The 13,002-nt window shown below is 61.7% G+C and carries 11 protein-coding genes; all 11 read right to left on the bottom strand.

Annotated elements, in window-relative coordinates; all coding sequences use genetic code 11:
- Window positions 1-67 precede the first annotated feature (67 nt).
- A complete protein-coding gene (locus tag F8N85_RS10215; protein ID WP_150803498.1) occupies window positions 68-730 on the bottom strand; it encodes a GAD-like domain-containing protein in 663 nt (220 codons plus the stop codon).
- A 2-nt stretch (window positions 731-732) separates the two neighbouring features.
- Window positions 733-2,010, bottom strand: a complete 1,278-nt coding sequence (locus F8N85_RS10210) for a polymorphic toxin type 15 domain-containing protein (protein ID WP_150803497.1) — start codon at window positions 2,008-2,010, stop codon at window positions 733-735.
- A 3-nt stretch (window positions 2,011-2,013) separates the two neighbouring features.
- Window positions 2,014-2,370 (bottom strand): DUF4150 domain-containing protein, encoded by a 357-nt coding sequence (locus F8N85_RS10205; protein WP_150803496.1) that lies wholly within the window; start codon window positions 2,368-2,370, stop codon window positions 2,014-2,016.
- A gap of 1 nt (window position 2,371) precedes the next feature.
- A complete protein-coding gene (locus F8N85_RS10200) occupies window positions 2,372-3,727 on the bottom strand; it encodes a DUF2169 domain-containing protein (protein WP_150803495.1) in 1,356 nt (451 codons plus the stop codon).
- A 10-nt stretch (window positions 3,728-3,737) separates the two neighbouring features.
- Window positions 3,738-5,753 (bottom strand): type VI secretion system Vgr family protein, encoded by a 2,016-nt coding sequence (locus F8N85_RS10195; RefSeq protein ID WP_150803494.1) that lies wholly within the window; start codon window positions 5,751-5,753, stop codon window positions 3,738-3,740.
- 108 nt (window positions 5,754-5,861) lie between these two features.
- Window positions 5,862-6,374, bottom strand: a complete 513-nt coding sequence (locus tag F8N85_RS10190) for an Hcp family type VI secretion system effector (protein ID WP_150803493.1) — start codon at window positions 6,372-6,374, stop codon at window positions 5,862-5,864.
- A gap of 137 nt (window positions 6,375-6,511) precedes the next feature.
- Window positions 6,512-7,342 (bottom strand): type IVB secretion system protein IcmH/DotU, encoded by an 831-nt coding sequence (icmH, locus tag F8N85_RS10185; protein ID WP_191636153.1) that lies wholly within the window; start codon window positions 7,340-7,342, stop codon window positions 6,512-6,514.
- A gap of 1 nt (window position 7,343) precedes the next feature.
- Window positions 7,344-8,681: a type VI secretion system baseplate subunit TssK gene (tssK, locus tag F8N85_RS10180; RefSeq protein ID WP_150803492.1), complete on the bottom strand. Its 1,338-nt coding sequence runs from the start codon at window positions 8,679-8,681 to the stop codon at window positions 7,344-7,346.
- Between the two features lie 40 nt (window positions 8,682-8,721).
- On the bottom strand, window positions 8,722-10,260 hold the full coding sequence (gene tssJ / locus F8N85_RS10175; RefSeq protein WP_150803491.1) for a type VI secretion system lipoprotein TssJ: 1,539 nt from the start codon (window positions 10,258-10,260) through the stop codon (window positions 8,722-8,724).
- On the bottom strand, window positions 10,257-11,264 hold the full coding sequence (gene tssG / locus F8N85_RS10170) for a type VI secretion system baseplate subunit TssG (RefSeq protein ID WP_150803490.1): 1,008 nt from the start codon (window positions 11,262-11,264) through the stop codon (window positions 10,257-10,259). Before tssG ends, tssJ begins: the two co-directional genes overlap by 4 nt.
- On the bottom strand, window positions 11,228-12,994 hold the full coding sequence (gene tssF, locus F8N85_RS10165) for a type VI secretion system baseplate subunit TssF (protein ID WP_150803489.1): 1,767 nt from the start codon (window positions 12,992-12,994) through the stop codon (window positions 11,228-11,230). The genes tssG and tssF overlap by 37 nt, the downstream gene beginning before the upstream one ends.
- Window positions 12,995-13,002 lie beyond the last annotated feature (8 nt).

Here is a 13,002-nt window from a genome sequence, read left to right as displayed (position 1 = left end):
AGGTCGAGTACGCGGCTATCACGTACTCAGAAAGTTGGTCAGATGAAAAGCAGCGGTGAGGCCTTGGCTATTTCATGAGCTTGTCGAAGTCGACGCTGGAGAAAGGCAGCGTCGGGCTGTCGAACTGCCGCAGGATGTGCAAATGCGGATCCAGCTTGAGGCGGCGCAGATTCTCCAGCTTGGCAGTGCCGCCCAATACCAGCGCGGGCTCGAAGCCGTACATTTCATCGGGTGCCAGCGGGCCGTACTTCTTCACAGCACGGTCAAACAGCAATTTGCCATTAGCGTCCGGGTAGTCCAAATCTTCTGGCTCACGAGAACCAAAGAAGGATTGAATTGAAAAGTCTTGCTCGTGGAGGGCCTTAGGCTTCAACTTGTTTTTCAGCGCCAGTATTTCGTTATGAAGGCAGACAATGGTGACACTTCTCCCGGTTCTTTCACCACACAGATAGAGGTCGCCGAAGGCGCCGCGGGCAATTACGTGAAAGTTATCGAGAGTGGCAAGTGGTGTTTCCTCCAGCCAAGCGTCCTTGATGTCCTCGTAGTCATCGGGATTAACCGTCCACAGGCGCCCATTTGCATATCCCGCCCAGCCCTCTTCGCGCCAATAAGTCAGCAGGATGGGGGGGAGCTTGCCAACCCATTTGACAAAGCTCTCCTCGGGGACATGCGTGCTGTGGGTCGCCTCGCCAAAACTCTCGATGAACAAAGTAAAATCCGGGTCTCTCATTATCATTTTCCTTTCTTGCCAGGTGGGCAGATTGTCAATTCCACATTCATCATGTCCGAGCCATCACCGCGTGCGACTGCGTTCTTTGCTGCATCCTCTAATAATTTTACGCGTTCTTTCTGGCTCCAGCTGCCGCCAATGGCACTGTTGACTCTTTTGTCACCCAAGGCTGAGGGTTTGGGCTCATGCCATCCACCTGCAACCATGTCAGGTTCGTGCAGAGCGGCCAACGAATCCATGATTTCCTTAGTTCGGTCTGCGGCGTTGACCCTGGCCGCCTTGGGGTCACCCTGTGGGTGCTTCCTGCGAATGCTCTCATATATGCTGTCGTTAATATCTTCAGCGCTCTTTCTCCGATAGGCTTCCTGAGCTACAGCAGCCTCAGGATTTCGACCCTGATTAGTAGGCGATTTTTGTTTGGCTTCCTTGAACTTGCTCCGGGCATTGGCAAAGTCCTTGGCCGACATAGTGTTGAGGGCGTCTTCTTGCCGCTTGAGCTGTCGGCTATATTCGCGCAAGTACTTCTTCTGCTCAGCCTCGCTCATCTTTTTGTATGTTTTGGATTTGCGTGGCTCGAAACATGCCGGTTTTTTCTTCGGCAGTTTCTTGGGCTTGATCTTCGCACCCTGATTCTGCTTGCGCGCCGCTTCGTCCTTGGCTTTCTTTGCCGCTGCCTCTTTCGCGGCCTTCTCGGCGGCTTCCTTAGCCGCTTTGCCTGAAGCTTCGGCTACTTTCGCACCGTATCTCGTGGCTTTGCCAGCGGTGCCCAGGTAGCCGACAAACGGAATCGCCGAGAGCATCGAGAGGCCGGCACCGACATAGTCGCCACGAGCAGCGCTGACCCCTGCATTGGCGATGTCGGCAACTTCCCCGAAGACGGGCACCAATCCAACGACATCCAGGCCGAGTTGAATGCCGTCCAGAATTTGCGCGCCGGTAACAGCCTCTGCTTCGGTCTCAGCTTCGACAGGCGGATTGGCCTCGCTCGCCGGTACTTCAGCCGATGCGGTTTCCCCGACCACACGTCCCAGCGTATTGCCATTAGCGTTGGTGCCGCCTTTTCTACTCAAGGTCGGGTCGGGATAGTCGCGCAGCTTTATCGCCGAGGCCTGTTCCCGAAACACCGCGTAGTCGGCGTAGCTGAGGTCGCGCTGCAGTTCGAGTTGCTGGTCTTTCCAGACCTGCACTGTGACGCCACCGCCATTCTCATAGGTCGCCCATTGCTTGCCGCCATAGTCCACAAAGGACTTGCTGATGTTGATCTTTAACGGTTCGGCCACGCCCTAGACTCCATTCATCCAGAACATGTCGCCATGGCGCACGATCAGCTTGCCTTCGGCGCGCACGCTGCTGCTCTTGTCCTTGGGGTAGCACTTGCCGCCCACGGTGTTGCTCTTGATGCCTTTGGCGACGCCGGCCTGGTCGCCGAGGGTCTTGGGCACCAGGCTCATGTCGTAGACCACCACTGGCTTGCCGTTGGCGCGCACTGATTTGGCGACGCCGGTGGCGCTTTTGAGTTCGGCGGTGACGGGGTAGGGCACCGGCGGAATCGGCGCGCCCATGGGGGTCTTGCACACGTCGGGGACGAGGCTGACCACTTTCCATTGGCCCTGTTGGCGGGCGATGACGTTGTCGGCCATGTCAGAGGCTCTCCTGTGCCGGGTCGTGTGCGGGGCGGATCAAGGGCGCGCCGGGATCGGTCTCGAAGCGGGCTTCGAGGGCGCGGATGTCGAGGCGGTTGGGCAGGCTGATGCGGTGGGTCAGTGCCAGGGTCATGGCCTCGGTGTCGAGGCGCAGGGTGTCGGTCAGCAAGGGCAGCGGCAGCATTGCGCCGTTGTTCAGGCGCAACAGCACGAACGGGCGATGGCCCGGCAGTTCCACCCGCAGTCGCCCATCCGCGGTGGTCTCGGGCGTTGTCAGGTTGAACAGTTCGATGCGCAGGTTCGGTGGCGGGAATTCGATCTGCTGATCGGCCGGCGCGCCGTTCCAGTAGGCAAAATCGAAGTCCAGCGGCAGGTAGGGCCAGCGCTCGGCTTGCCAGCTGTCGTCGTAGGTCCCGGCCAATGCCAGGCGAGGGGCCCAGGCCCGACCGACCGCGCCAAAGCCGGCGGGTTGTTGAGCGTAAGTCGCGGCCAGTTGTGCCATGCCCCGGGCATCCAGATCACCGTCGGGATGTCCGGCAATCACTGGCCGCTGCATTGGGGCGGCCAGGGTTTCGATCTGTGGCGCGGGCAGGGTGCGCAATGGCACGTCGAGTTGCAGGGCGAGTTTTTCGTGACGCTTTTCCAGCCAGCCACTGCCCAGCGGGTTGCTGTAGCAGACCTGGTTAAGCAGATGCTCGGAGGCTTGGGGATTTGTAGGGTAGTCAGGGTTGAGCACCACGCTGCTGCCACCGAAGGCGTGTTCCCAGCGCAACGGTACGCTGAGCGCGGGCAGTGCGTCCTTCAACTGCCAGCCCGTGAACAGGCCCTGCTGGAAGTGCCGGGGACCGGTAAAACGCAGGTGTTTGTCCAGCAGGTTGCGGCGGGTCGGGGCATTGGCGCGGGCGTGTGCCGCCGCCACGCGCTGGGCCTGCCAGTCCCGCAGTTGGTATTGGTTCAACGGCTCGCCGGGGCTCAGGGGCTCTGGCAATGGCACGGTGATGTTCACCGGCGGCAGCGGCAGGCTCAGGCGAATTCCGGCTTCCCACGCTATCGCCGGTATACCCTGCGGCGCATGGGCATGTCCGACGACGATCACATCGCAGCGCGGTTTGTACGGCGCAAGGTCGCTTTCTTCGTAGACGCTGCTGGTGCCTTCCTCGCCGTAATAGGTGTCGCCGGTGCACAACGGCAACGGTGCGTCGTCGATCACCGCGGCGCGGAATTCGCCCGGCTGGCCGTCCATGGGCAGCAGGCGATAGCCGACCTTCATGGCCACCACCGGGTACTCTTGATCGTCCACGCCCAGGGCGCTGAAACACAAGGCGTCGAAGGGCGTCAGATTGCGAAATTCCATGGACTGCGCCTCAGTTGATATCGACGTTTTTGCCGTTGATCTGCACCGCGCCGCTGGCGCTGAAATCAAAGGTGCAGCCATTGATCAGCACCGTGCCGTCGGACTTCATCACCAGTTGCGATTTGCCCACTTGCACCACAAATTCGTCACCGGCTTCGATGGTGAAGCGCTTGCCGACGAGCACTGACTTGTGGATGCCCACCTGTTCGCTTTGGCTGAGGCCGACGGTGGTGTTCATGGCCGCACCGACGCTGGTTTGATAGCCCCCACCAATGGTCAGGGCCTTGCCCAGTCCGATGGTTTCGGCCTTGGCCAAGGCAATGGTCTCGGCCTTGTTAGCGCCGATGGTCACGCTGCGGTTGGCGCCGATCTGGATGGTTTCGTTTTTGCCGACGTCTTCGGTGCGGTGGTCGCCGATGGAGAGGGTTTCGTTGTGCTCGACCCGCTCGCTGCGGTCATTGCCGACGAAGGTGGTCTCGTTGTTGTTCACATGGTTGTTCTGGTCTTTCTGCGCGTGGATATAGATCTCTTCCTGAGCCTTCTCGTCCTCGAAGCGCAGCTCGTTGGAGCCGTCGCCCTTGTGGGTCTGGCTTTTGATGGTCATGCGGGTTTTGTGTTTGGGCAGTTCGTAGGGCGGCAGGTTGGCTTCGCGATAGGCCCGGCCCATGACGATCGGCTGGTCGGGGTCCCCATCCAGGTGGTCGACGATGACTTCCTGACCAATCCGCGGGATGGCCATCGCGCCCCAGGTGGTGCCCGCCCAGCCTTGCGCCACGCGGATCCAGCAGGAGCTGTGTTGGTTGTTCTGGCTGGTGCGGTCCCAGGGGAAGCTGACTTTTATCCGGCCCCACTTGTCACAGAAAATCTCTTCCCCGGGTGGCCCGACCACGGTCGCGGTTTGCGGGCCGTCGAGGCGCGGTTTGGGTAACAGCGGCGCTTTCCAGTCGGCGCTGTCGGGGATCAGCGTGGCCTTGAGGTGATAGCGGGTGCCGGCCGCGCTGCCGGCGGCTTCCTCCTGCTGGCTGCTGTGTTGAGTGCCGGTGTGGACGATGCTGACGGTGCGCCAGCGCACGTTCATGTCGTCACGCGGGTGGTCGCTCAGGTCGAAGGCCAGGCCCGGTTGCAGGCGCGGGTCGTCGCCTTCGACCTCGGCGATGCGCGCATCATTTCGCAGGGCGCTGAGGCGGGTCTTGGTAAAGGGTTTGCCCACGGCGTCGCGCTTGTAGCGGCCGGGGTAGTCGTAGCGTTCGTAGCTGCGGTTTTGATGGTCCAACTGCGTGCCGTCGGCGGCGTGTTCCTGGGCGTAGCGCGGGTGGGTGAAGGTGTAGTCGCGCTGCACCTGGCGTGAGGTGCGCACGTGTTCGGTGTAGCGAAAGCGCTGCAATGCGGGCTCGGCACTGTCGCCGCCGCCCGCGGCGTGATAACGCACGGTGGTGCTGCCGGCAAGGTTCGGGGGGAGGCTGCCCAGGCCTTGCACGCGGTCGGTGTGGATCAGCCGATGGCCGTCGGCGCGGTGTTCAAAGGTGTAGAGCAGGCCTTCCTCGGCCGCGAGGCGGGCCAGAAAATCGAGGTCGGTTTCCCCGGCCTGCACGCAGTATTCGCGAGGGGCATGGTCAAAACAGATGACTTGCTCATAGTCGGTCAGGCGCTGGGCCTTGAGCACGGCGTTGAGGATCTCGGGCACGCTTTGCTGCTGAAAGATCCGCCAGTCCGAACGCAGGCGTGCGCGGGCCAGGGTCGGCTCGACCACGGCGTGGTAGCGGGTGCGGCGAAAGCCGGTGTCGCCCTGGGTGAGCCGGCTGACCAGGCCGTGCACGTAGCGCACGGGTGTCTCAGCGTGCCAGATGGTGAGCACGGCGGGCTTGTCGAGCAGCGTGCCGAAGTCCAGCGCGGGGTCGTGGCTGGCGAGTTCGAGTTCCAGCTTGAAGGGCTGGGACAGGCCTTCTTCCAGCGTGAATTCAATGACCTCAAAGGCGGCGCCGCAGGCCGGTTCAAAGGTGAAACGCAAGTCGCTTTGGCGGGGCATGGGCCCTCCTTGAGGCACGCTAGCGTCCGGCCGGTTCTGCAACAGGCCGGACGCTAGCGAACGCAGAAAACCCTGCCAGCCAGAGCGGGCAGGGGAGTAGCCGTAGGGTTAAACCGGTTTGCGCCAGTCGTCAGAACCTTCGGTGCCCGACACGCTGTGTTCCCAGACGATTTTGCGGTAGGACATGCCGACCTTGATCAGCTGCGTGTAGTCGCTGTTTGCAGGGTTCTGGGCATGCGGCAGTTGGGTATGGATATCGACGATGACGGCGTCTTCGAGCTTGGTGCAGAAGAACTTTTCCTGCTTGCCTTCGGTAGAGGTGCGATACCAGGCCACCGTGACTGACGGCAGCATTTCGCCCGTGGCCAGCGCCTGATAGAGCAAGGGCGCGGCCTTGTTCAGCGCGCAGGTGAAGGCGAATGCGCCATGCACGCGCTGGCCTGATGGCTGACCGCTTTGCGGGTCGGTGGGGGTGGAAATCAGATGGTCGATTTCCTGGACGAGAATCTCGTCTTCATGGCCTTCGACAAACACATTACCCACCGAATCGGCGGTGAAGGCGCCCTGGGTGATAAGTCCCTGAGTCTTTCCCTCGATCTTGATGTACGCGGGTGTAGGCATGACAAACTCCTTGTTGCTCTTGAATAAACGACCCGCGGGTCGCCACCGTCGAACTGACGGTGTGGTTTTTCGGCGCACGAGGCCCCGAGGGGCGCGCCGCTCAACACGGGTCGCGCCTGATTTGGGTATGGCTGGAGCTAGAGCGTGAGAATGCCCTCCAGGGAATTCAGGACCTGGAAGGTCATGCTGTTAAGGCGAACGGCATAGAGCGTGTAAGCGCCCAGCAGCAAGACGCTCGCCGCAGCCCAGGGTGTCCACCAGGGCCACTGCCGGTTGACCCGGTAATTGCGCGGGGCCACGTTGGTCAAGGGCTCGGTCAGTCGCTCCGGGGCGTCGCCGCGCAAGTCACGCAGCGCGCGATGCACTTTGACGATGATCTTTTGCCGCGCGTCGTCGCCTTGGGTCTGGATCGCGTATTTGCCCCGCAGGCCCATGCACAGGCACAGGTACATGACCTCCAGCACATGCTGGTACTTGTCGGCATCGATCAGCATGCGGGCGAGCACGGTGAAGAACTTTTCGCCGCCCCAGTTTTCCTGGTGAAAGGCACTGAGCAGGGAGCGATGGCTCCAGGTGGAATGTTTGCCCCACGCGGTGCCCATGACGATTTCGTCCATGAACAGGCACAGGCTGTAGGAGTAAGCCTGCAGGGTGGCGTTATCGTACGGGTGATGGCGCATCTCTTCGAGGACGGTGACGATCTGGTTATGCACGCCTTGATAAAGCTGCGTCAGGTCTTCGCACCGGTCCAGCCCATGCAGGCGCATGGCCAGGCCGAACAGCGGCATGGCGGCATCGGCCAGCGGGTTGTAGGTCAGGCCACGCAGCTGAAACTGAGGGTCTTCGCGGCCTGCAAACGGTGGCTTTGCGTCTGCAGCGCCAGCGCTGCTGTCAATCGCCTTGGCCAGTAGCGTTTCAAGTGCTTCTGAGCGTTCACTGGCGGCGATAGCGGGCGGGGTAACGGTCATGTCATTGACTCCTGATGGCCCAGAACTGCAATTCCAGTTCCGGGAAGTCGGCGCCGATATGGAAGCCGAAACCGGCGGCGCCCGTCAGGCTCTGCCAGGCCGGGTCCTGGCGATCCAGCTCGAAGTAGCTGAAACCGGCATGGAACGGCAGATGGCGCGGCGCGACGGGTAGCGGGATCAGGGGAATGCCCGGTAATTGCAGGCTGACCAGTTCGCTGAGTCGTTCCTGTGAACTGACCTTGGTCTGTTGCAGAAACTGTCGGCGCAGTGCCTCCAGCGGCAGACGTGCGCGCACGGCGAGGATGAACTCGGCATCGGCCAGCAGGCGGCGGTCATGCAGGGCGGCGGTCAGCACGCCGTATTGCTGATGTTCGATAGGCAGCGACACGGCCCGCGGTTGCAGCACTGTGCTCAAGGCGCGGCGCAGGGTGTCTTGCAAGGGCTTGAGCGATTCACGCAGGCGCTCATGCTGGTATGCCGGGTATTCCTGTGGCAGGCGGCCGTCATCGGTGAAGGTCACGAGTTCGCCGCAGGCCTGACTGAAGGCTATGTATAGCTGTTCCGGGTGCACGTGTTGGCGCCGTGCCAGGTGCTGGAACAGCGGGTACAGACGGTTCAGGGTTTGCAGCAGGTTGAAGTCGGTGACGTCGGCGACGCCAGACTGGCTGGTGGAACCGATCCGCTCGGCGATGTTTCGCGCGCGTTCACGCATCAGCCCGGCAGTTTCCCCGAGGTAGCGTTGCAAGGGCGGGGCGGCATGCAACGATACGCAGGTCGGGTAGAACTGTTCGTCCATTACCAGGCTGCCATCCGGGCGCTTGTCCAGAATCCGGCCCAGGGCGATGCTGGTAAACGCGCTGCGGTCGTCGCGTTCGAGCAGTAGCTGCAAGTTGGGTACCGCCAGGTCCATGAGGACATGGTCGCCGTCTTCGCTGTGGGTATCGCGGATATCACGGCGTTGAGCGAGGTAGCGGCTGTTGGCGTAGCTGTCTGGCCACTGCACTTCGAGTGCGCCGTCACAGCGCAACGGCAGGCACAGGTGAACAATCTGGTTGGCCGCTGAGCTGTCCAGGATGTCCAGCGGCGGTGGAGGCGCCTGATCATTGGGAATGTCGAACACGCTGCCGTCTGGCATAAGGCCGCGGGCGCGCACGAGGGCGATCTTGCCCAGGCTCAGGCATTCGGGGTTGATTTCCAGTTCGCTGAAACCATAGAGCGACTCGTTGAGGCATTGCAGGCGCTGTTGCAGTTGGGCGTCAGACGCCCGCGCCTGCTGTTGGAAGTGCTGAGGTTTGACGAACAAACCCTCGTACCAGATAACGGGGTTACGCGAACTCATGAATAGGCGCTCGGCAAGGGAGTGAAAGGGGCGAAGGGCTTCATGGGTGCTCGGCCTTCAGTTCGACGCGGGCTTCGTCCAGTTGCACCAGCAAGGCGTAGGTGCGACCGGTGGGTTCGAGGCGCACGCTGTGTTTCCACTGCGCGGTGTTGGCGTCGTGATAGCGGGCGATGACCGCGAGGTAGCGGGTGTCCTCGTTGATGGCCTGGTAGTTGATGAACTTGAATTGGCCGGGCGTGAGCAGGTAGTCGTCGTCCTGGATGTAGGTACTGCCCAGCGCCTGTTTAAGGTCCGCCGCCAAGGCCTGGGCCGTAGCGTTGAGCAACAGCGAATCGTCCTTGAGTTGCAGAATCTTGAAGGCAATCGGGGTGGCGAGCTGCTCCGGGCCGGGCGCCAGGGCTGAGGGCTGATTGGGCAGCGTGAGGGTGACTAACGGGTCGCTGTAGGTGCCCAGCACGGCGGGTTGGGCCGGCGACATCAACGGCGCGTCGCCAGCCTGCGCGACGTCATCAAGCAGCGGCGAGTGTGCCGGTGCGACGGTCTGCAGATGATCCAGCAGGGCATACAACTTGTCGGTCAATTCCACGGAGCTGCCGGCGCTGACCGTTGCGCCGTAGGCAGTGGGTGACGTCGTGAGCGTCGCGTCGGGCACCTGGTAAACGCCCGCCGGGTTTGGATTGACGGTGCGGGTTGCGTGCAGGCTCAGGGTGATCCGGGTCGGTTGCTCATCCGGCCCGCCGACGGGGGTCGAGGGGCTGATGATGACTTGCCCCAGCTTGCCAAGCATGGTGCAGCCGCCGAGTAGCAGGCAGGCCGTCAGCAGCATCAGTGCGCGCGCCATCATGCTGTGGCTGCCGGTGCCGGGGCGGGGTGTAACGCAGGGTGCGCTGTCATCCGGTGAGCTCCAGTGTCTCTGTTCGATAGCGGGACGCATGCCCTCTGACAAGGCGATCCGGGCCTCTGCCACGGCGGGCGCGTCCCGTTGTGGCGGATCAAACAGGTCGAGGGTCAGGGTTGTGGCCCGCGCAGGCGGTTGTGACGCCTCCAATGCAAGCAATGGATCGCAGGATGCGTGCGCGTCCGCTGGGCGGATGAGCTGCAGCAAATCCCGTGACGTCATGTCCACTGCAGGGGCCACGTCTGATGGCGGTACGAATCCGTCGAGCAGCGCATCCAGCGGCGATTCACTGTGGCGAAGCAACGCACTGACGGTTTGCTGGCGGCTGTGACTGGTGATATCGGCGTTGTGCAGATGAACGATAACGATGTAGGCGCCGATGTGCAGGCGATCGCCATCGTTGAGCCGTATGGTCGTTTGAAGTCCCAGGGCGAGGTCATGTCCGTTGAGACGGGTCTGGCCACATACGTCGATTACGCAGAAACGGCCTTCGCGCAGGCGCAGCTCGCAATGCTGCGGTTGCACGCGGTGCTGTCGGTCATTGAGCCGCCAATCACAGCCGACGCTGCCAATGCTGCCGCCGACGCGATCGAATTGCCGCACCGGGGTACAGCCGTGTAGCAGCTGTTCGGGATTGTCGATGACCAGGGTGATCTGCAACGGGTGGTGGAGGGCGGTCATGAGCGCCCCTTGATACGAACCGTCGAGGTCTGCTGTTGATGGTCGATAAAGCTGGTCCAGCCCAGATGCGTGCCAGTCTGGCGCCCGAGATTGAACGGCGGAACGTCGTCCTGGCGCAGCCCCAGTTCCAGGTCAAAGGCCATGACGTCGCGCATTAAAAAATCCATCAATTTGCGCAGCGGCTCGTAATGGATTCCGCTGGGCAAAAACTGGCGAAAGCGGGTCTGATTCAGGTCGGGGATCACCAGGGTGAATTTGCTGCTGCGGGTCTTGATCCGGGCCCCCACCGTAAAGCTCTCACCCAGCACGCCATTGTTTTGCCCAAGGGCGATGCGTTGCGTGGCCTTCACCGGCACGTAGCGCGATTCGAACTCGCGGATATGCACGTCATGCAGATCAAAGCAGTGGCCGACGATGCCCGCCACCACGGACGGCGAGCGGCTGCGGCTGGCGATTAGCCCGGCGAAGCTGAGCAGTCGACTCCAGGGCAGCGGTGTGCTGCCGCGCAGCTCGGTGTCATTCAGGCCGATCAAGGCGAAGACGTAGCGCGAAAAGCCGTCACGGGCTTCTTGTTGAAAGCGCAAGTAGTAGCGGTATTTGCGCCAGCTGTGGTGCAGCAGGGTCAGCAGGCGGTGATTGAAGAAGTCCAGAAACGCCGGTCGAATCCCGTTGCCCTGGGCATTCTCGAAGGCGACCGTATCCAGGTAGTAGCCAGGCAGGGGCGAGTCGCTCCCATGCAGCCCGAAGAAGGTGGTCTGAACCCGGTAGCGGCAGTCATCGTCGTCGTCCAGGCGTTCGGCCAGGGCCACGTCCGACGCGGGGAAGCCGAGCCCTGCGTGGCTTTGCAGGCGCAGTCGACGCGGTGGGCGACGTGGGTCGGTTTCCAGGTCGTCATCGTGCAACGCATACAACTGCTCCAGCAGACGGTAGAACGAATAGTTCCGTGCGTCGGCCAGCAGCGTGTCAGCTAGATCACGGGTTGTCTGCCGGTCAACAGGGGCCATTGGTAATGCTCGTTGTTGGTGGTATTGGTGACTTCCAACTGGTGGAAGGAGTTGATGCTGGCGTAGAGCGCAAAAAAGTGGGACAGCACCGTGGCGAACAGGTACAGCTCGCCCTCGCAGAGGAATGCGTTCTGATCAAGTTTCAGGTGCGTGGTCAGGCCACGCACCGGCAAACCTTTCATCACCAGGTCAGTCGGGGTGGTGATGGCCTCGCCGATGCCGTCCAGGCGTTTACGGGTGGCCCGGGCCTGTTGCAGGTCATGCAGCGCGGCAAAGTCATAGGCGCGCACGATGGCCTTGAGCGGCTCGGCCGACAGCAGGGACAGGTAGTTCAATGACAGGTTGGAGATCAGCGTCCAGTGCAGGCTGGCATCCAGCACGGGGGGATAAGCGCGGGTCGGCGCTGTGAGGTTGCGGTAGGTGGCAAAGGTGGGCGTGGTCTCGGTGGCGACACACAGATCCCCGACGCCCAACGCGAGCGGCAGAGCGCGGTTGCTGCAGGTCAGTTCGATGGACGCCACTTCATCGCGGCCGATATGGGCCGACTCATCCCCGCGCACAAAGGAAATGCGGTTCAGGATGCCTTCGCGGCTCAGGGAATCTTCGATGCGGGTGCGGTAGTACAGCGCCGTACGACCCTGAGCGTGTTCAATCTCGTGCTGAAATGACTCAAAGGGCGTGTACACCCGCAGGGGCTCGCCGCGTCGCAGTTCGGTGTCCCTAGGCCAGCCGGTGACCTGGTCGATGCTATATATTTCGAAGGCATCAGGGCGCTGCCCGCTCGGTTGGACGCGTTGATCCAGCGTCTGTCCGCTCAGGGTTATCGGCTCTGCATCGTGGTCGAACAAGTTGACCGCCGGCGCGCAGTACAGGCTGATGTCCGCCGTGCCCAGGCGCATTTCGGACGGCATCGGTCTGGAAAAGTGGAACTCGAAGCGCAGGTGTTCGCCCACGGTAGCCGGCCACAAGCGTGCAAGCCGGGTCAGGCTGAAGAAATGAAAGCGCTGGGAGAAGACAAAGAACTCCTGCACGATTCGATAGCCGTCGAACACATTGCGCGGGTAGGGCAGCAGTGCCTCTTGCGGGGTAAAACCGGGAAAGGCGATGTCCTTGGTCGATAGCTCGAAGGGCTTGCCGTCGATGTCCACGGTGATGGTTTTCAGGTAATGCGCGATCCATAAATACAAGGTCAGTGCATTGATGGTGTCGCCACTCAGGTGAAAGTCCAGTTGGTCGCAGCCCATGGTGTCCAACGGTTGCCGGGTCTGGACACTCAACTCAATGCGCATCACGGACTTTTCGCGGCTATGGGCTGCGGTGACTGATTCCAGCTGAAGGGGATAGAGGTGCACATCCGTGCAGGTGCGAAATTCGCAACGTATGTCGTCCACCGGTGTGGAGAACAGTCGTGTGCCTTTGGGAATCAGCTGGCCTTCGGTAATCGCCTGTTTGACTGGATCAAAGCGCACCAACGTGAAGCTGGGGATCGGGCGCAGGTAATTGGGCCAGAGCATTTGCAGCAGGGGATGGGTCAGCTCCGGCAGGTCGTCTTCAATCTTCATCCGCAGCCGGGCGGTCAGGAATGCGAACCCCTCCAGCAGGCGCTCGACATCCGGATCACCGGCCTCCTCACCGAGGAAGCGGGCCAATTGTGGATTGTCCTCGGCAAACTCGTGACCGAGGTCACGCAAGTAGTTCATTTCGTCACGAAAAAACGCGCGTAATGACATGTCGATGA

The organism is Pseudomonas fluorescens, from assembly GCF_902497875.1.
Taxonomy (GTDB): domain Bacteria; phylum Pseudomonadota; class Gammaproteobacteria; order Pseudomonadales; family Pseudomonadaceae; genus Aquipseudomonas; species Aquipseudomonas fluorescens_BR.
Note: the sequence above shows the minus strand (reverse complement) of the source record. Positions and strands in the feature narration are given on the sequence as shown.